The organism is Amycolatopsis halotolerans, from assembly GCF_042647905.1.
In the GTDB taxonomy this organism is placed as follows: Bacteria; Actinomycetota; Actinomycetes; order Mycobacteriales; family Pseudonocardiaceae; genus Amycolatopsis; species Amycolatopsis halotolerans.
In genome coordinates this window covers 320196-337597 of record NZ_JBHRWI010000004.1, presented here as the reverse complement: position 1 = coordinate 337597, position 17402 = coordinate 320196, and the positions used below count along the sequence as shown (strand labels likewise).

The window sequence follows — 17402 nt, the reverse complement described above, 5'->3', positions numbered from 1 at the left end:
AGGGGTCACCTATTCAGGAGAGAGCATGGCGATCGAGGTCTTGCCGCGCACCGCGAGCCAGGTCGGGAAGAGCGTGGCGACCATGCTTACCACGACCGCGAGCAGGACCACCACCGCATAAATCCACAATGGACCGTAAGGCAGCCAGCTGTCGGACACCGCCTGGCTGAACGGAACCAGCATCGCGAGCGAGACGGCGGTGCCGAGGACCACGCCGATGATCGCGACGACCATCCCCTCCACGGCCATCACGCCGAGCACCTGGCCCCGGCTCGACCCGGCGAGGCGCTGCAGGCCGAACTCGCGCCGCCGGTGCGCGGTCGAGAGCACGAGCGTGTTCACCACCGAGATCGCCGCGTAGAGCAGGATCATGCCGACCACGAGGTAGTTCACCCACGCGTTCGCTTCCTGTTCCTGCACGAACTTGGCGGTCAGCGTGTCCCGGTTCGCGACCTGTACCCCGGGCGAGGCCTGCGCCAGCCCGTCGAGCGTGCTCATCAGCTGCGAGACGCTCGTTCCCGCCGCCGCGGTGACAAGCACCTGCGACGCGATCCCGTCCGTGGTGTGCGGCGCCAGCGTGCCCGCGGGCATCAACGCCGTCGCGAAAGACGGCGCGGACCGCAGTGTCGCCACTACCCGCAACCGCACTTGCGCACCGTCGCCGAGCCGCAGCCCGATCTCGTCGCCGACCTTGACGTGCAGCCGATTCGCGTTGTCGACCGGAAGCGCGATGGTGTTGCCCTGCAGGGCGTCCAGCGAGCCGGTAGCGACCTCGGCCGCTCGGGTCTTCGCCACCGCGTCTCCGGTGACCCCGGTCAGCGCGAGCCCGTCCTCGTCCTGGCTCGAATCGGACGGCTTCTCGTTGTAGCCCTTGCTGGTCACGTACGCCGAAGCGGTGCCGACGCCGGGCAGCGACCGGACCTTGTCGAGCAGCCCGGTGCCGACGTCGCCGGTCGACGAGGTGACCACCGCGTCCGCCGAGAGGTTCGACGCGTACTTCTGCTTCGCCGATTCCACCTGCGTGGTCTGGAAATAGAGCATGAACACGGCCAGCGTCGTGGCGAGCATGACCGGCACGACGGCACCGGACATCGGCAGCCAGCGCACCCGGGCGTTGGCCATCGCGAGGTAGCCGGACAGCCCGCTCACCGCGCGCACCGGAACCCGCAGCACCGCGACCATCAACCGGGTGATCCCCGGCGCGAAGAGCGCGACCGCCGCCGCCACCAGCGTGACCGCCGGCCCGGCCGTGCTGGCCGCGAGCGGTCCGTCCATCACCGTGATCGTCAGATACGCCAGTGCCACACCGCCGATCAGGCTGCCGATGCCCCACCAGAGCCGGAAGGACGTCAGCCAGCGCTTCGGCGAGACGAGTTCCTGCATCGCCTCCACCGGACGCGTCCGCCCGGCGTACCGCGCCGCGACAAACCCCGCGCCCCACGCTGACAGCAGGCCGACCAGAATGCCCGCGGCGGTCGGAATCCAGTCCTGGTGATACGCCAGCACCGGTTCGAAGACGCCGAACCCGGACAGCCGGTCGAACAGCCAGTTCCCTAGGAGTTCGCCGGGGAACGCGGCCAGCACGGTCGCGAGCACGCCGATCACCATCGACTCCGCGGTGATCATGCGGCTGACCTGCTTAGGTGTCGCGCCGACCGCACGGAGCAACGCGACCTCGCGACGGCGTTGCTGCACCGACAACCCGAGCGTGCTGGCGACCACGAACAACGCGACCTGCACGGCCAGGCCGCCGAACACCGCGGCCAGGATCACGAGGATTTCCCCGCCGTCGCTCGCCTGCGCGAACTCGGCCGTCCCGCGCGCGACGCCGGTGAGCGCGACCGCGTGCTGATCCCGGACCGCGTTCGCGATCTGCGTGCTCAGCGCGGCCGGATCCGTGCCAGCGGCGGGAAGCACGCCGAACGCGTCGACCTGCCCAGTCGCGGGCGTCAGCGCGAGAGCGTCTTCGTGGGAGAAGAACACCGCGTCGGAAGCCATTTTCCCGCTCGCGACGGCGATTCCGGCGACCTGGAAGGACCGGACGCCGCCACGCACGGCGATCTGCACCGAACCGCCCGGCGCGACCCCGGTGGCAGCAGCCGTCGCCTGGTCGAGCACCACTTCGCCGCTGCGCTGCGGAGCGCGGCCGTCAGTCAGCGAGTACGGGGCCAGCTCGGCGGTCGCCCAGTCATGCCCCAACGCGGTGCCGCGCACCAGCTTCACGTCGGGATCGGCCGGAAGGGTCGCCGGGATCGACACGTCGGGAATGACCTTCGCGACGCCCGGAACGGCCGCGATCTTGGCCCCGAGCGATGCGTCCAGGCGCACGCGTTCGGGCAGCGTCGCGGACTCGTGGTCCTCGTCCTCGGTGCCCGGGTTCGTCGGCGGCAGGTCGTAGTGCTGGTCGCCCGCGACGACCACCGGCGCCTCGGCGAGCCGCTGCGGCGGTACGCGGGGCGAAATCCCGGTCTGCATGAGCCCGCCGCACGCCATCACGATCGCGGTGCCGACGAGCAGCGCGACGAACGTCGCGGTGAATCCGGCCTTGCGGAACCGGAGGGTGCTCAGGGCAAGGCGCAGCATCAGCGCACCGTCCCGACGGTGTTCCGGCCGTCGCGGCCGAGCCGCGCCGTACGCGAGCTCAACGCGGTCAGCCCGCGCGCGACCTCGTCCACGGTCGGTTCGTGCAACTCGCCGGCGAACTGGCCGTCTGCCAAGAACAGCACCCGGTCGGCGTAGGAGGCAGCGACCGGATCGTGCGTCACCATCACGATGGTCTGCCGCTCGGCCCGCACCGCGGTGCGCAGCAGGTCCAGGATCTCGCTCGCCGACGTCGTGTCCAGCGCGCCGGTCGGCTCGTCGGCGAAGGTCACGTGCGGACGGCTGACCAGCGCGCGGGCGATCGCCACGCGCTGCTGTTGGCCACCGGACAATTCACCGGGGCGGTGCCCGCGCCGCCCGCCGAGCCCGACCTGCTCGATGATCCGGTTCACCAGCGCCGGGTCGGCCCGTTTGCCCGCCAGCCGCAGCGGCAGCGTCACGTTGTCGACCACGTCCAGCGACGGCAGCAGGTTGAACTGCTGGAAGATGAATCCGATGTGGTCGCGGCGCATCCGGGTCAGCGCGGCCTCGTCGAGCCGGCCGAGGTCCTGGTCGGCGAGCACGACGGTGCCCGAATCCGGCTGGTCGAGTCCCGCCGCGCAGTGCAGCAGCGTGCTCTTGCCCGAACCGGACGGTCCCATCACCGCGGTGAAACTGCCGCGGGCGAACGAAACCGAAATCCCGTCGAGTGCGACGACGCGGGCCCGGTTCCCTCCGTAGAACTTGGTGACGGACCGGAGCGTCACCGCATCCGTGCTTGGCTGTCCGGACTGGTACATCGGTCACTCTCCCAGGCGCGTCGGGCTACAGAAGAAAGCTACGAGCGCGGGGGCCGGATTCCGATGGTGCTAGCTCTTCGATCCGGACTGGTCCTAGCACCCCTGCCGGGAAAGCCCGGAACAGCACATAATCGGGACATGCCCTCCACCGATGCCCGCGAGCCGAAGCCCTGGTTCGCGAGAGGCGGCCTCGCCGTGCTGCACAGCACCGCGCTGGGCCTGCTCGCACCGGTCGAGGCGGTGCTTTTCGGACTGCTGGCCTGCGCCGCTTCGCTGCTGGGCGTCGGCGTCGGCGTGTTCCTGATTCCGCCGGTGGTCTACGCCGTCCGCGCGGTCGCCAATCTGCAACGGAAACTGCACGGCACCTGGACCGGACGGCAGGTGGCGCGGCCGTATCTCCCGCTGCCCGAGGGCACGCGTTTTTTTCAGGTGTTCGCACGCTTGCTGGCCGACCGTGCCACTTGGCGGGACACCGCCTGGCTGCTGGTGGACTGCACCATCGGCTGCCTGCTCACGCTCGCCCCGTTAGCCCTCGTGATCGACGGCGTGCGCGGGCTGCTGATGCCGTTGCTCTATCCGGTTCTGGACGATCTGTGGCTCGGCGACTGGTACGTCGCGTGGCCGGTGGACAACCCGACGGTCGCCTGGGCCGCCGTCGTGCTCGGCCTGCTGCATTTCCCGCTCGTGCTCTGGGCCGCTCCGCATCTGCTGAAGCTGCACGCGGCGCTGGCGGCCAAGTTCCTTTCCCCGTCCGAAAGCACCGTCCTCGCGCAGCGCGTCCAGCACCTCACCACGACGCGCGACGACGCCGTCGGCCATCAGGCGCTGGAGCTGCGCCGGATCGAACGCAACCTGCACGACGGCGCGCAAGCCCGGCTGGTCGCGATGGGCATGACGCTCGACGCGGCGGCGAAACTCGCCGAACGGCAGCCGGAAGCCGCGAAGAGCCTGCTGGAAGAGGCCAAGGCGAGTTCGGTGAAAGCGCTGCAGGAACTGCGCGATCTGGTGCGCGGGATCCAGCCGCCGGTGCTGGTCGACCGCGGTCTCGCCGACGCGGTCCGCGAACTCGGGATGGAAGCGACGCTGGAAATGGAAACCACCGTCGACCTTCCCGGCCGGTTCGCGCCCGCCGTCGAGACGGCCGCGTATTTCACCGTTTCCGAGGTGCTCAACAACGCGATGAAGCATTCCGGCGCGGATTCCGGGAAAATCGACGTGCACCATTCCGGCGGCCGGCTGTCCATCACGGTCACCGACTACGGCAAGGGCGGCGCGGACCCGGCCAAGGGCACCGGGCTGCGGGAACTGGAACGCCGGCTCGCGCCGCTGGACGGATTCCTCACCGTGCTCAGCCCGCTCGGCGGCCCGACCTCGGTCGTCATCGAAATCCCCTGCGAGCCGGTCGGCTGACGCACGCTGGCTGGGCGGGTTCGCGGTCCGTGCGGGACTCTGAGTCCCCATGCCAGGAACTCAAGAGTGTGCTGTGGACGCGCTTCCGCGTGTTTCCCCAGCTCAGCTGGTTCGGTCCGGTTGAGCGCAGGTCGCCGTGGGCTGCCAACCCGGGAACGGAAGCCGGGCAGTGCCTCAGCGGCGCAGGTAAGCCAGCACCGCCTGCACGCGGCGGTTGCTGTCGTCGGACACCGGCAGCTGCAGTTTCGCCAGGATGTTGTTGATGTGCTTGGACACCGCCTTCTCGGTGACGAACAGCTCGGCGGCGATGTTGCTGTTCGACCGGCCCTCGGCGATCAGCCGGAGCACGTCGTTCTCGCGCGGAGTGAGGCTTTCCAGCGCACGGTCGCGCGTGTTGTGCGTGAACAGCCGCGACACCACTTCGGGATCCATCATGGTGTTGCCCGCGGCGACCCCGCGCAGCACGTCGACGAAGTGGTCGCCGTCGAGCACCCGGTCCTTGAGCTGGTAGCCGACCGCGCCCGCGCCGTCGGCCAGCAATTCGTTGACGTACAAGCGTTCGACGTACTGCGACAGCACCAGCACCGGCAGCCCCGGCACCTGACGACGCGCCTCGATCGCCGCGCGCAGGCCCTCGTCGGTGAACGACGGCGGGAGCCGGATGTCGACCACGCCGACGTCCGGCTTCTCCGTGACCAGCGCGTTCAGCAGGTCCGGCCCGTTGTCGAGCGCCGCGACGATCGTCATCCCGTGCGCTTCGAGCAGCCGGACCAGCCCGTCGCGGAGCAGGAACTGGTCTTCGCCGATGACCACGCGCACAGAGCTTCACCTTTTCTTCGCCGCGGCTGTTCCGCTCCTGATTATAGGGGCGCGGACGGCTCGATTTCCCGGGTGCCGCGGGTGGTTCGGCCCGTGTCTCCAGGTTCGTGAGGGGAACCCTGACGGACTCTGATTCCCTCAGGGTTCCCCTCACGGACCTCGAACGCCGTGGGTACCTCCCCGGATGGGCCGGCCCCGCCTCGGTCAGGTTTACCGGGGCGCGGACGGCTCGATTTCCCGGGCGAAGGCGCAGATTCCGAGAGTCCCGCGAACCGGGTCGTAATCGGCGAGCACCGCGGGCGGTTCGGCCCACAGCGCGGTGGCGGAGCGTCCTTCGGTGCTCGGTCCGCCGGTGAGACCTGCTCCGTAACGGTCTGCTGGCGCGAGCCCATCGGCCTCGGCCCGCGCGTCGGCCGGGGCAATTCCGGGCAGCACCGCGACTCGGGTGCTGCCCATTCCGGCCTCGAACAGCAGTGCAGTCGCCGCGTCCACCGGCGGGCGTACTCCGGCGTACGGCATTCCGCGCTGCTCCATGATGAGGATCAGCGCGCGGTGCATCGGCCTGCGCCGCACGTATCCGGCCGCCACTCGCAGGGCGAGGAAACCGGCAAGCGGTCCTTGGCCGGACACCGAGTACGTCATCGGACCGCCCGGCAGCACCGCGGTCAGGTTGACCGGAGCGGACAGGCGCGGGTCGAAATCGGGACCGTCGTGCGCGACGACGACCAGGTCGATCGGCTCGCTCACCTGGCCGTCGAGCAGTTCCCGGGCCAGGGAGATGAACGTGTTGCCCTGCGCTTGAGCGACCAGCCCTGGGGAGTAGCCAACGTCGTGTCCAGCGGCCAAGTCGGTGAAGTACCGCGTCATGATCGGCCCGTCGAGCCGGTCGTTGCCGGACTCGAATCGCCGGTGCAGTGCGGTTTTCAGCCCCATCGGCAGCACGGCGAACGGCGAAGTGCGCGTCGCTGCCACGGGGGCACCAGCACTGAACATCAGCCCTCCACCGCGGGAACCGGCAGCCGGTGCAGGTGCTGGCGGCGCAACAGGTCCTCCGGCTGATCCCGTTCACTGATCACATAGGACTGTCCATCATGGACCAACACTTCGGCGGGGTAGCCGTGGCTGAGGAACAACACCGGCGACGCGCTCGGACCGTAAGCACCGGAGCGTTCCACTCCGATCAGGTCGCCCGGACGGACCGGCGGCAGCGGGATCTTCTTGCCCAGCACGTCGTTCGGCGTGCACAGCGGACCGGTGATCTGCCAGGTTTCGGTGGCCGGTTCGTCGATCCGGTTGAGCAGCCGCATCGGGAAGTCGCGTTTGACGTAGGAGCCGATGCCGACCGCGGCCATGTGGTGGTTCGTGCCGCCGTCGGCGACCGCGAAGTTCTGTCCCAGCGAGGTTTTGACGTAACGGACCCGCACGACGTAGGTGCCGCTCATCGCGGTGAGGTAGCGGCCCAGTTCCATCACCAGCCGGGTACCGGGACGCCGCGCGGCGAACTCGTCGATCACCGGGTTGAGCCGCGAGGTCAGCAGATCGAGGTCGAGGTCGCGTTCCCCGTCGAAGTACGCCACGCCCAGTCCGCCGCCGACGTCGACCAGGTCCAGCCCGAAGCCCAGCCGCGCGGACAGCTGCTCGGCCAGCGCGAAGATGCGGGTGGTGTTCTCCACCACCGATTCCTCGCTGAGAATGCGCGTGCCCATGTACACCTGGACGCCCATGATCTTCACGTTCGCGTGCCGGGAAACCAGGTCTTCGGCGGCGAACAGCTGTTCCTCGTCAATGCCGAACTGACGGGGTTTTCCGCCCATCGTCAGCCCGGAACCCTTGACCGCGAAGCTCGGATTGACCCGCAACGCCACCCGCGCTTTCACCCCGCGCGCTCCAGCGAGCCGGTCGATCAACGCCAGCTCACCGAAGGATTCGCAGACGATCGCCGCGATGTCCTCGTCCAGGCAGGCTTCCAGCTCGCCTTGGCTCTTGCCGGGGCCAAGGAAAATGATGTCGCGCGGTTCGACCCCAGCACGGCGCGCGGTACGCAGCTCGGCGAGGCTCGACACCTCGGCGCGGGCCCCGTTGTCGTGCAGCACAGCGAGAATCGACACGTTCGGGTTCGACTTCAGCGAGAAGAAGACCTCCATGCTGTCGTGCAGTTCCCGCCGCAGCCGGGACATCCGCCCGGCCAGCTCGCCGCCGTCGTAGACGAACAGCGGGGTGCCGTAGCGGTCCGCGAGCTCGGTGATCCCGACGCCCTCGATCTCGAGTTCCGTACTCATCAGGTTCTGCTCCTCCTGTTGTGGCGGCCTGCCGTGAGGGGAACCCTGAGGGACTCTGAGTCCCTCAGGGTTCCCCTCACGGCGCACAGCAGCGCCTGCTCCTAGTGTTCGAAGACCATCGCGGAAAACGTCGAGCCGAGGCCGACCGAAACCATCAGGTAGCGCTCGCCCGGGTTCAGCAGCCCGAGCCGGGTCGCGGTGTGGTAGTTGAGAAACGGGTCAGCGCAGAAGCAATGCCCGGTGCGCGGGACGTTGCCGAGGAAGATCTTTTTCCGCGGCACGTCCATCGCCTCCGCCGCGCGGATCCACGAAACTTTGTTGACGTTGTGCGGAAGCACGAGCGCGAGATCGCTTGCCGCACAACCGGCGGCTTCGAGCGCGGCGCGGGTGACGTCGCCCAGCGCGTCCGGATAGATCTGCCGGAAGACCTTGTTCTGCTCTTCGTTCGTGATGACCTCGCCGCCCGGGCCGCCGAGCGTCGTCGTCGCGTAGCCGAGCAGCCGATCCCGTTGCCCGCCAGGGGCGACCAGCACCGCGGCCGTCCCCTCGCCCATCACCGCGACGTCCGGGATGATCTGCGCGGCCGGGGTGAAAGCCTTCTCCCCAGCGAGAATCAACGCCAGCGCGTCGGGGTCGCCGTCCTGCTCGAGCAGCGCACCGGCCAGGTCGAGGGCGAGCAAGCCGGACGCGCACGCGTGATCGGTGACCGTGAAAGACAGCGCGTTCCGGAGCCCCAGCCGCTGCTGCACCTCCGCCAGCGGATCGAACGGAAACGGCGACGCCGCGGGCACTGTCTTGGGCCGCAGCACGTACCGGACGCGCTCCTCCACCCCGGCGAACCCGTCGAGTTTCGCGACCGCGCCGAGCAACATCTCGGCCTCGGACTCCGGCGACCGGCAGACCTCGGACAGCCCGTAGATGCGATGCAGCCTGCGCAACTGGGCGTCGGTGAGGTCGAGTTCGCCCTGCAACGCCGCGATCGGCACCGCGGCGGGCAGGTAACTGGACACAGACATCAGGCACGTCACCCCGACAGAGTCGCAATCGGCACTGACGCGACGCTGACGCGCGGCTTTCAGGAGGGTTCGCTCACCACACCACGACGGCGGTGAGCACATGCACCGCACCCGCCACGGAGCTTCCCGCGATCATGCCCCGTTCCCCGCGGAACACCCCGATGCCGACGTCGCCCGCCTGCGCGACCGCGGCCGCGATCAGGACCACCGCGCAGACTGGTCCAGACCAGATCAGCGGCACCACCGCGGCCGCGCAGCCCAGCGGCACGGCTCTCACCGCATACATCCAGCCGTAGAACCTCTCGCCGCCCGTCGGCGCCGCACTGTGGCTCAACGCCGCCGGTCGCACTGCCGCGACGACCGCGAAAGCCACGCTGGCCACCGCGAGCACGGCATTGGCCACCACCAAGACGATCATCACTACTCCATCTGTCAACTGTTCACATTTTGAACTGTTCACGGATGATAGGGTACTGGCGTGGCGGCCAACAGCTCTTTTCCCGAGACCTCGGCGTTCCGGCTCATGGTGCTCGGCACCGACCTGGCCAACGACTTCGCCGAGCACCTGCGCGAAACCGGTCTGGCCCCCAAACACCTCGGGACCCTCGCCATGGTCGAGCAGGGTTTCGCGCGGACCCAGGACGACATCGCGAGGCTCATGCGGGTGAGTCCCAGCCTGGTCGTCCGGCTGGCGGACCAGCTGGAGCAGCGGAACCTCATCGAACGGCGGCGAGACCCGGAGAACCGGCGCAAGCACATCCTCACCGTCACCGGGGAAGGGAAATCCCTGCTGGCCGAGATGGGTTCGCTCGCGGCGGCGGTCGACCACGAGCTGGCCGAGCGGCTCGGCCAGCGCCTCAGCGGACGGCTGGACGAGGCGCTCGCGCAGCTGATGGGCAAGCTCGTGGCGGACCGGCAGCGCCCCGGAACCGCCCGGCAGACCGGCGCCGGCTGAAGCCGGTCACCCGAGCAGGTGCCGGCGAGTCTGCGAATCGGCGTCCGCGCGGCTACCGTCGCAAGCATGCGTGCACTGGTCGCCGGAGCCTCGGGGTTCGTCGGCAGCCGCTTGTGCCCGGCGCTGGAAGAAGCCGGGCACGACGTGCTCGCCATGACCCGCCGTCCGGAGAACTATCGAGGGGCGGGCGAGCCGGTCCACGGCGACGTCGCCGACATCGGGTCCTTGCGGAACGCGCTCAAGAACGTCGAAGTCGCCTACTACCTGGTGCATTCCCTGGACAGCACCGACTTCCAGCAGCGCGACGCCAACGCGGCCCGCGCGTTCGCCCGGGCCGCCGCGGAAGCGGGAGTGCGCCGGATCGTCTACCTCGGCGGTCTCGGCGACGACGGCGACTCGCTGTCCGAACACCTGGCCAGCAGGCGCGAGGTCGAACGGCTGCTGGCGGAGACCGGCGTACCGGTGACCGTGCTGCGCGCGGGGATCGTCATCGGGCACGGCGGCACGTCGTGGGAGCTGACCCGCCAGCTCGTCGAGCACTTGCCCGCCATGATCACCCCGCGCTGGGTCAGCACCCGCACCCAGCCGATCGCGCTCGCCGACGTCGTCCGCTACCTCACCGGCGTGCTGGAGCATCCCGAGACCGAGGGCCGGACGTTCGACATCGGCGGCCCCGAAGTGCTGACCTACCGGGAAATGCTGCAGCGCGTCGCGGTCATCGAGGGCAGGATGCTGGTGATCGTGCCGGTCCCGCTGCTCTCGCCACGGCTGTCGTCCTACTGGCTCGCGCTGGTCACCGACATCGACGCGACGACCGGGCGCGCGCTGATCGACTCGATGGGCAACGAGGTCGTCGTCCGCGACGACGCGATCCGCCGGATCGTCGAGTTCGAGCCGCTGAGCTACAACGACGCCGTGCTGCAAGCGCTCGGCGAACGCGCGCGGCGGCGGACCAGGTGAAGACGTTCCTGAAGGCGGTGACCGCGGCCGGGTCCGGCCTGCTGGGCGCGTCGCTGGCCAGCAAACCGGGATCGCGACGGTTCCATGTGCTGACCGCGTCGGTCGCGGCGACCTGGTTCGCCGGTGCGCGAGCGGCCGGGCCGGTGTCACGGGGGCGTCCGGACGTCGTACAGCCGGTGCTGGCGGGCGCGGGCGCGTTCGGAGCGTTCTACGGTTGCGCGCTGGTAGCTCGCCGGATTCCGTTGCTGCGCCGGGCAATCACCGGCGTGCTCAGCCACGCCCACCACGGCTCGACGCCGACAGTGGTGACGACTGCCCTCGTAACCGGTGCCGCTGAAGAGGTTTTCTTCCGCGGCGCGCTTTACGACGCGTTCGGCCCGCGAACATCGACCGCGATGTACGTCCTGTCGACGACGGCGACGCGGAATCCAGCGTTGGTGCTGGCGTCAGCGACCATGGGGACGCTCTTTACGTTGCAACGCCGTCGAAGCGGCGGCGTACAGGCACCGTTGCTGACGCACGTGACCTGGTCCGCCCTGATGATCGGCTTCCTGCCTCGGCTTTTCCCGCCTCAGTCCAACTCGGGCGGAGTGGGCCCGTAGGCATTGGCGCGGGCAGCGCGAGCGCGGGCACCGGGAATGCCGGTGAGCAACCGCAGAAGCCGATACGGCGGAGCAGCCGGACGACCACGCTCCCGCGCGCGGGCGGCGCGTTGTTCCAGCCGGACTTGCTGTGCCTGCACCTGCCGGATCGCGGGCTCACGCTCGGCCTGAATCCGCGCGAGAGCAGCATCGGACCGATCCCGCACGAGGTGATTGGCCGCGGTGACGGCGTCCTGGACCGCCATGAGGATTCCGTTGCCCCCGACCGGCGAGATGACGTGCGCGGCGTCGCCGATGAGCAGCAGGCCCGGACGCCACCAGCGCTCCACCCGCGAGATGTCGACCGACAGCAGGGTTGTCTGGCCGAAATCGGTCAGCAGCTCGGCACGATCGGCCAGCCAGGGCACGTGGTCGGCGAGGAACGTCCGGATCGGGCCGACCCCGCGCTCGCGGGCCTCGGCGTATCCGCCCTTGGGCAGGCTGTACCCGACCTGCCAGCCGTTCGTCCCGGCCAGCAGGCCGACGTAGTGGTGCCGCCCGAAGAAGAGGTCGACGTCAGCGTCCGGCGGGTCCTCGGGACGGTGCGGCAGCCGGAACCACAGCAGGTCGGTGGTGGCGCCGAGGGAGCGGGCCGGAGCGTCCGCGAGCCGGCGGATCCGCGAAAAGCGGCCGTCCGCACCGACCACCAGCGAGGCTGCCAGGTCGTGGGTTCCGGCGTCGTCGCGGTAGCGGACGCCGGTGACGCGGCCGTCGCGAATCAGGTCGACGACCTTGGCCCCCGTGCGCACGCTCGCGCTGGGCAATGCGGCGGTTTCGGCGGCGAGAAAGTCGAGGAATTGCGCCTGCGGCATCAGGGCGACGTAGTTGTACGGCGAGGCGAGCTTGCCGTAGTCCGCGGTGGTGATCGACCCGGCCGGGGTGTGGAAGCGGAAGAAGCGTGCTTTGTGGTGCGGCAGGCCGAGCAGCCGATCGGCCAGACCAAGCTGGTCGAGCAGTTCGAGGGTGTAGGGATGCAGCGAATCGCCGCGGAAGTCTCGATCGAAGTCTTTGTGCGCTTCCAGCAGCGTGACGGGGATTCCGGCCCGGCCGAGCAGGTAGGCGAGCACCATTCCGCCCGGCCCGCCGCCTACGACGACCACGGGGTCCGTCACGCGCCACCCGCTTCGAGGCGGAACACCGCAAGCGAGTCCAAGTGCGCGGCTATCTCGTCCGCCGACGAACCGGGGCCGACCGGGAACGCGGCGAGCGCCCACGGAGCCTGCACCGCGGCCAGGTAAGCCGCGATCACCGACACCGCCTCGGCGCCGTTCACCGGTTGCGCGCGCACGCTTTCGCTGTTGTCGCCACCCCGGACGCGACAAGCCGGAACGGCGGCGAGATTGCGTACCCAATCGCGGTTCGCGTCCGGCGACACGAGGTAGCGGTCGCCACCGAGCCGGAGCACTCCGAGCGGCGTCTGCCGGGTTCGGCCGCTGCGGCGTCCCGTCGTTTCGAGCACGCGCAACCCGTAGCCGCCGTCGGGTATCGGCTGCGGATCGGCGTCGAGCAGCTTCCGCACCATCTGGGCGTTGACCTCAGCGAATTCGCTAGATTTTCTAGCCATGTAGCCGAGCGTACCGCTTCCCTAGAACTTCTAGCTACCATTCGGTCGTGGCGGACGAACAAACGGCGCGGCAGGTCTCCCTGGCAGTGCGGCGACTGCTGCAAGCGGGCCGGGGCATGCAGGCGGCGCTGGCGCGCAGGCTGTCGCTGCGGGTCACCGACGTGCAGGCCATCGACCAGGTGGTCTCCAGCCCCGAGCTGATCGGACCAGGCGAACTGGGCAACCGGCTCGGCATCACCTCGGCTTCGGCGACGGTGCTGGTCGACCGCCTCGCCGCCGCCGGGCATCTGGCCCGCCACGCCGACCCGGCCGACCGGCGGCGCGTCCACCTCCAGGCCACCGACCACGCCCGCGAGGACGTCCGGACTGCGCTGACCCCGTTGCTCACCGAGATCGAGACCATCACCAACCGCCTCGACCCCGAGCACGTCCCCGTCGTCCTGGCGTTCCTCGACGACGTCGCAGCCGCCATGCGCGCCTACGACCGTCAGCCCTGAGCCGCCTGCTCGAACCGCCGCTTCGTCACCACAGTCCACCCGATCAGCCCCGCGAAAGCGACGACCATCAGCGCCTGCGAGAAAGCAGCCGCCGTGTCGAACGGCAGCGTGTAAACGCCCACGATGCGCAGCACCGAATCAGCAGTCAGCCCGGCGCCCCACACCAATGAGATCTGGTACCACCGCCGCCGAAGGGTCGCGTTCTGCGCGGTGGCGTCGAATTCACGCTGCCGAGCACCGCCCGCCGAATGGGCGAGGCGGCGGGCCGCGTAGTAGGCGAGAGGCCGGCCGAGCACACAGCTGCCGACCAGGGCCACCCCAGCGCAGAAGGTAGTCACCGATTCCTTCGCCAGCAGCAGGCGCGGATCGCCGGTCAGGAAGCTCAGCCCCAGGCCCAGACCGAAAAGCAGCACGAGGAACGACGAGAACAGGTCGATCCGGCGCTGCGCGACCGCGACCCAGATCGTCCGCAATCCGGCGACGATCGTGCCGGCCAGCAGCGACACGTAAGCGCTCGCGCCGAGCAGGTTGGCCGCGTAGTAGACGACGACGGACAAACCGACGTCCAGGAACATCGTGGTGATCATCGTGCGGGTGGACTTGGTCATGCCGGGCTCCCCGTTTTCGGCTTGAGTGCTGGGATTCGCCAGGAAACGCTACGGTCGCCGCCGCCCGCCGTCTTGCGGCGCAGGGGGTATCCCGGGTGGAGAAAAACCGGCTCGGGTGGAGGGATTTCTCCACCCGGGGATACCCCGCGCACCGCACGACTTCGAAGCCGTTCCTCCGTAGTTTTCTCGGCATCGGAACGGATGCGAAAGGCAGGAACAACTCATGAGCGGACCCGTGGAGATCGTCCTGATCGTGGCGGCGATCGGCTACCTGATGGTGCGGCGGCTGATCGGCGAACCCGCGCAGGCCAAGCAGATGCTCATCCTGCCCGCGGTGCTGTCCGTCGTCGGCCTCAGCACTTTGTCCGGCGAGGTGAAGACGCCCGCCTCGATGGTCTTCCTCGTCGGGACCGCGGCGGTCAGCGTCGCCCTCGGCGTCCTGCGCGGGATGAGCGTCCGGATCTCCCGGCGCGACGGCACCGCCTTCGTCCGCTACACCGCGCTCACCGTCGCGCTGTGGGTGGCGAACATCGTGGTCAAGATCGGCGTGAACCTCGCACTCGACGCGTTCGACCCGCAGGACGCCGGCGGCGTCGCCAACAGCATGCTGCTCACCATCGGCGTCGGCATCCTCGCCGAAGGGCTGGTCGTGCTCTACCGCGCGCTGCGCGCCGGGCACCAGGTGATGTGGACCCAGGGCAGCGACGGCGCTCCCGGGCAGACCTCGCCGCTGCTGGACGACATCCAGCGCAACCTCAACGGCCGTCCGGCGGAGTGGAACACTCAGTCCGCCCACGACGCCGCCCCGACGAGGAGGAACCTGGTCCCATGAGCACGCCGGACCAGCGGTCGCTGTCGCTTCTCGGGCAGTACCGGGACGAGCTGATCCAGCCCGTCCTCGTCCTCACCGCCATCGCTTGCACCGCCGTTCAGTGGCCGGACGCGCAGATCGCGTACCGGCCATTGGCCTTGCCGCTGTTCGTGCTCGCCTCGGTTTCCGGGATCGTCTCGCTGCTGCCCTGGACCCGGCTGTCCGAGCACCGGCAGATCGGGGTGATGAGCGCCTACATGCTGTTCGGCGCGCTGCTCCTGCCGCTGACACACGGAACGTTCGCGGCGATGTTCCCGTTCGTCGCCGCGTCCGCCTCGGGGGTCAAGCTCGCGTCCCGCCGGGCCGCGGTGACCATCGCGGTCGCCGGCACCGCCGTCGCGGCCGCCGCGACCTGGACGGTCGGACACCTGTCACCGGGCTTCCCGGTGTGGCCGGTGTGGGTGACGCTGACCGTGGGCCTGCCGGTCGCCGTCGGCATCTCGCACCACGACCGTCTTGACGCCGTTCGCAACGCGCAGCTCGCCGCGGACGCGGCCCAGCGCGCCCGCGAGTCCGAGGCGCGCGAGGCCGCGCTCGTCGAACGAGGCCGGATCGCGCGCGAGATTCACGACGTGCTCGGTCATTCGCTCTCGGGGATCGCGCTGCAATTGGACATGGCCGACGCACTGCGCGACAGCGGCCGCGACGACGAGGCAGCTGCCGCGGTCCGCAAGGCACGCGCCATCGCCGTCGACTCGATCACCGAGACCCGCCGCGCGGTGCACGCGCTGCGCGAAGACACCTTGCCGCTGTCTGAGACGTTGTGCCAACTCGCCGAACACGCGTCGGCGGAGTTCGCCATCGAGGGCGAGGCCGGGGTGGTCGGCCCGGAGACCACGCACACCATGGTCCGGGCGGCGCAGGAGGCGATGACCAACGCGGCCAAGTACGCGCCGGGCGCGACCCGCAGCCTGCGGCTGGCCTTCACCGCTGATCAGGTAAGGCTGACCGTGCACAACGGGCCCGCGACCGAACCGCTGCGCGCCGAACTGGCCGGCGGTTCCGGGGTCGGGCTCGTCGGGATGCGCGAACGGGCCGCCCTGCTCGGCGGCACCCTGCGAGCAGGCCCGGCCGGCGACGGCTGGACCGTGGAACTGGAGCTGCCTCGATGACCGACCGCCCGATCAGCCTCGTTGTCGTCGACGACCAGGCGACCGTCCGCGAGGCGCTCGCGGTCATGCTCGACCTCGCCGAAGACGTCAACGTCGTGGCGACCGCGACCAACGGGGCCGAAGCCGTCGAAGCGGCGCGGCGGCACCGTCCGGACGTCGTGCTCATGGACCTCAACATGCCGGTGCTGGACGGGGTCGGCGCGACCGGGCGCATCCGCGAAACCCAGCCGGACACCACCGTGCTCGTGCTCACGACGTTCGACGACGACAAATCGATCCTGGCCGCGCTGCAGGCGGGCGCGAGCGGCTACCTGACCAAGGAAGCCGACCGCACCACGATCCTGCACGCCGTGCGCACCGCCGCGCAGGGCCAGACCGTGCTCTCGCCGGAGGTGCAGCGGCGGCTGCTCGCGCTGGCCGCCAAGCCGGCCCCGCGCGCGGAACCGGAGCTCGCGCTGACCGCGCGCGAACGGGAAATCCTCGGCCTGATCGGCGACGGCCTGCGCAATCCGGAAATCGCGGCCGCATTGGTCATCAGCGAGGCCACCGTGAAAACCCACATCAACAACCTTTTCGCCAAAGCCGGTTTCCACTCGCGCGCCGACGCGGTCCGCTACGCACTCAACTATCAGAACGGTCAGCGCCAGCAATAACTGAAGCCGGGCAAGGGTTTGTCGCGGTTTCCGCGATGACGCATCGATGCCGCATCCGCGACGCCGCGACCGGACAGCATGGGTCGCGAGGCGCACCGCCCGAGGTGCTCCCAGGCGCGAAGGAATATTCGTTATGGTTCGATTCACCGGCCCCGGTTCTCTTTCCGAAAGAGCCGCCAAGCCGTTCCTCGCCATCGCATTGACTATCGTCGCGTTGTTCGCGGGCGTGAGCGTCGCCACCGCGGCCCCGACCGGCGTAACGCAGACCGGAACCCTCAGCTCAGCGGGTGCCGTCGCGGCACCGGACACCACGCCGCCGGTGTTCAACTGCAGCTATTTCTCCCGGGCCCCGTTCCACGTCGTCGCCATCCAGTGCTCGGTCCAGGTCGGCGTGATGCGGGTTTACCTCGTCTGCTCGAACAATTCCCGGTCCTACGGTCCGGTCATGCGCGCGGGCACCACCTACCGTTTCATTCTTTCCTGCGGGAGCGTCCCGCTGCGGACCATTAACTGGGAAGCCTTGTCCTAGTCCGGAAAGCGTTCCGGGGCGGCCATCCGGCGGGCCGCCCCGGACGCGTTCCCGGTCCGCTTGGCCGAAACTGCTCGCCCGTAGCGCCGCAGATCCGCCTCGGCAGTT

General features: G+C 69.6%; 19 protein-coding genes. 9 read left to right on the top strand and 10 right to left on the bottom strand.

The window, feature by feature from the left end; genetic code table 11:
- Window positions 1-9: 9 nt before the first annotated feature.
- Both ACFORO_RS04160 and ACFORO_RS04155 read right to left on the bottom strand, forming a co-directional pair.
- Complete coding sequence (locus ACFORO_RS04160; RefSeq protein ID WP_377869562.1) at window positions 10-2583, bottom strand: ABC transporter permease; 2574 nt, start codon at window positions 2581-2583, stop codon at window positions 10-12.
- A complete protein-coding gene (locus ACFORO_RS04155; protein WP_377869561.1) occupies window positions 2583-3380 on the bottom strand; it encodes an ABC transporter ATP-binding protein in 798 nt (265 codons plus the stop codon). Before ACFORO_RS04155 ends, ACFORO_RS04160 begins: the two co-directional genes overlap by 1 nt.
- Window positions 3381-3518: 138 nt before the next feature.
- Between ACFORO_RS04155 and ACFORO_RS04150 the strand changes: the two genes are divergently transcribed.
- Window positions 3519-4790, top strand: a complete 1272-nt coding sequence (locus ACFORO_RS04150) for a sensor histidine kinase (protein ID WP_377869560.1) — start codon at window positions 3519-3521, stop codon at window positions 4788-4790.
- 174 nt (window positions 4791-4964) lie between these two features.
- Here ACFORO_RS04150 and ACFORO_RS04145 read toward each other — a convergent pair whose 3' ends face one another.
- The 5 genes from ACFORO_RS04145 to ACFORO_RS04125 form a co-directional block, all read right to left on the bottom strand.
- Entirely contained in the window at window positions 4965-5609 is a 645-nt protein-coding gene (locus ACFORO_RS04145; RefSeq protein ID WP_377869558.1) for a LuxR C-terminal-related transcriptional regulator, read from the bottom strand.
- Window positions 5610-5819: 210 nt separating this feature from the next.
- On the bottom strand, window positions 5820-6581 hold the full coding sequence (locus ACFORO_RS04140; protein ID WP_377869557.1) for a hypothetical protein: 762 nt from the start codon (window positions 6579-6581) through the stop codon (window positions 5820-5822).
- Between the two features lie 20 nt (window positions 6582-6601).
- Window positions 6602-7888, bottom strand: coding sequence for a type III PLP-dependent enzyme (locus ACFORO_RS04135; protein WP_377869556.1), 1287 nt, complete (start codon window positions 7886-7888; stop codon window positions 6602-6604).
- 101 nt (window positions 7889-7989) lie between these two features.
- The gene (locus tag ACFORO_RS04130; RefSeq protein ID WP_377869555.1) at window positions 7990-8904 is read right to left on the bottom strand and encodes a 3-oxoacyl-[acyl-carrier-protein] synthase III C-terminal domain-containing protein; all 915 of its coding nucleotides are present in this window, start codon (window positions 8902-8904) and stop codon (window positions 7990-7992) included.
- Between the two features lie 73 nt (window positions 8905-8977).
- Window positions 8978-9322 (bottom strand): hypothetical protein, encoded by a 345-nt coding sequence (locus ACFORO_RS04125; RefSeq protein ID WP_377869554.1) that lies wholly within the window; start codon window positions 9320-9322, stop codon window positions 8978-8980.
- Window positions 9323-9382: 60 nt separating this feature from the next.
- On the opposite strand from ACFORO_RS04125, the gene ACFORO_RS04120 reads away from it, so the two are divergent.
- The 3 genes from ACFORO_RS04120 to ACFORO_RS04110 all read left to right on the top strand — a co-directional run bounded on the left by ACFORO_RS04120 (window position 9383) and on the right by ACFORO_RS04110 (window position 11421).
- A complete protein-coding gene (locus ACFORO_RS04120) occupies window positions 9383-9859 on the top strand; it encodes a MarR family winged helix-turn-helix transcriptional regulator (RefSeq protein ID WP_377869553.1) in 477 nt (158 codons plus the stop codon).
- Window positions 9860-9925: 66 nt separating this feature from the next.
- The gene (locus ACFORO_RS04115) at window positions 9926-10819 is read left to right on the top strand and encodes an NAD(P)H-binding protein (protein ID WP_377869551.1); all 894 of its coding nucleotides are present in this window, start codon (window positions 9926-9928) and stop codon (window positions 10817-10819) included.
- Entirely contained in the window at window positions 10816-11421 is a 606-nt protein-coding gene (locus ACFORO_RS04110) for a CPBP family intramembrane glutamic endopeptidase (RefSeq protein ID WP_377869550.1), read from the top strand. Before ACFORO_RS04115 ends, ACFORO_RS04110 begins: the two co-directional genes overlap by 4 nt.
- On the opposite strand, the gene ACFORO_RS04105 is transcribed toward ACFORO_RS04110, so the two are convergent.
- Window positions 11391-12572: an FAD-dependent oxidoreductase gene (locus ACFORO_RS04105; RefSeq protein ID WP_377869549.1), complete on the bottom strand. Its 1182-nt coding sequence runs from the start codon at window positions 12570-12572 to the stop codon at window positions 11391-11393. The two genes, ACFORO_RS04110 and ACFORO_RS04105, sit on opposite strands and share 31 nt — an antisense overlap.
- Complete coding sequence (locus tag ACFORO_RS04100; RefSeq protein WP_377869547.1) at window positions 12569-13024, bottom strand: nitroreductase family deazaflavin-dependent oxidoreductase; 456 nt, start codon at window positions 13022-13024, stop codon at window positions 12569-12571. The genes ACFORO_RS04105 and ACFORO_RS04100 overlap by 4 nt, the downstream gene beginning before the upstream one ends.
- A 47-nt stretch (window positions 13025-13071) precedes the next feature.
- Between ACFORO_RS04100 and ACFORO_RS04095 the strand changes: the two genes are divergently transcribed.
- Complete coding sequence (locus ACFORO_RS04095) at window positions 13072-13521, top strand: MarR family winged helix-turn-helix transcriptional regulator (protein ID WP_377869546.1); 450 nt, start codon at window positions 13072-13074, stop codon at window positions 13519-13521.
- On the opposite strand, the gene ACFORO_RS04090 is transcribed toward ACFORO_RS04095, so the two are convergent.
- Window positions 13512-14129 (bottom strand): VC0807 family protein, encoded by a 618-nt coding sequence (locus ACFORO_RS04090; protein ID WP_377869545.1) that lies wholly within the window; start codon window positions 14127-14129, stop codon window positions 13512-13514. The two genes, ACFORO_RS04095 and ACFORO_RS04090, sit on opposite strands and share 10 nt — an antisense overlap.
- Before the next feature lie 223 nt (window positions 14130-14352).
- Between ACFORO_RS04090 and ACFORO_RS04085 the strand changes: the two genes are divergently transcribed.
- The 4 genes from ACFORO_RS04085 to ACFORO_RS04070 all read left to right on the top strand — a co-directional run bounded on the left by ACFORO_RS04085 (window position 14353) and on the right by ACFORO_RS04070 (window position 17294).
- On the top strand, window positions 14353-14961 hold the full coding sequence (locus ACFORO_RS04085) for a DUF1453 domain-containing protein (protein ID WP_377869544.1): 609 nt from the start codon (window positions 14353-14355) through the stop codon (window positions 14959-14961).
- Window positions 14958-16112, top strand: coding sequence for a sensor histidine kinase (locus ACFORO_RS04080; RefSeq protein WP_377869543.1), 1155 nt, complete (start codon window positions 14958-14960; stop codon window positions 16110-16112). The genes ACFORO_RS04085 and ACFORO_RS04080 overlap by 4 nt, the downstream gene beginning before the upstream one ends.
- Window positions 16109-16765, top strand: a complete 657-nt coding sequence (locus ACFORO_RS04075) for a response regulator (protein ID WP_377869541.1) — start codon at window positions 16109-16111, stop codon at window positions 16763-16765. Before ACFORO_RS04080 ends, ACFORO_RS04075 begins: the two co-directional genes overlap by 4 nt.
- 133 nt (window positions 16766-16898) lie before the next feature.
- The gene (locus tag ACFORO_RS04070) at window positions 16899-17294 is read left to right on the top strand and encodes a hypothetical protein (RefSeq protein ID WP_377869540.1); all 396 of its coding nucleotides are present in this window, start codon (window positions 16899-16901) and stop codon (window positions 17292-17294) included.
- The last annotated feature ends 108 nt before the right edge of the window (window positions 17295-17402 follow it).

Excerpts from the sequence above, each read along its gene's own strand:
- ACFORO_RS04160 (WP_377869562.1), bottom strand. The coding sequence starts at position 2,583 with ATGCTGCGCCTTGCCCTGAGCACCCTCCGGTTCCGCAAGGCCGGATTC.
- ACFORO_RS04155 (WP_377869561.1), bottom strand. The coding sequence starts at position 3,380 with ATGTACCAGTCCGGACAGCCAAGCACGGATGCGGTGACGCTCCGGTCC.
- ACFORO_RS04150 (WP_377869560.1), top strand. The coding sequence starts at position 3,519 with ATGCCCTCCACCGATGCCCGCGAGCCGAAGCCCTGGTTCGCGAGAGGC.
- ACFORO_RS04135 (WP_377869556.1), bottom strand. The coding sequence starts at position 7,888 with ATGAGTACGGAACTCGAGATCGAGGGCGTCGGGATCACCGAGCTCGCG.
- ACFORO_RS04130 (WP_377869555.1), bottom strand. The coding sequence starts at position 8,904 with ATGTCTGTGTCCAGTTACCTGCCCGCCGCGGTGCCGATCGCGGCGTTG.
- ACFORO_RS04125 (WP_377869554.1), bottom strand. The coding sequence starts at position 9,322 with ATGATCGTCTTGGTGGTGGCCAATGCCGTGCTCGCGGTGGCCAGCGTG.
- ACFORO_RS04115 (WP_377869551.1), top strand. The coding sequence starts at position 9,926 with ATGCGTGCACTGGTCGCCGGAGCCTCGGGGTTCGTCGGCAGCCGCTTG.
- ACFORO_RS04100 (WP_377869547.1), bottom strand. The coding sequence starts at position 13,024 with ATGGCTAGAAAATCTAGCGAATTCGCTGAGGTCAACGCCCAGATGGTG.
- ACFORO_RS04090 (WP_377869545.1), bottom strand. The coding sequence starts at position 14,129 with ATGACCAAGTCCACCCGCACGATGATCACCACGATGTTCCTGGACGTC.
- ACFORO_RS04085 (WP_377869544.1), top strand. The coding sequence starts at position 14,353 with ATGAGCGGACCCGTGGAGATCGTCCTGATCGTGGCGGCGATCGGCTAC.
- ACFORO_RS04080 (WP_377869543.1), top strand. The coding sequence starts at position 14,958 with ATGAGCACGCCGGACCAGCGGTCGCTGTCGCTTCTCGGGCAGTACCGG.
- ACFORO_RS04075 (WP_377869541.1), top strand. The coding sequence starts at position 16,109 with ATGACCGACCGCCCGATCAGCCTCGTTGTCGTCGACGACCAGGCGACC.
- ACFORO_RS04070 (WP_377869540.1), top strand. The coding sequence starts at position 16,899 with ATGGTTCGATTCACCGGCCCCGGTTCTCTTTCCGAAAGAGCCGCCAAG.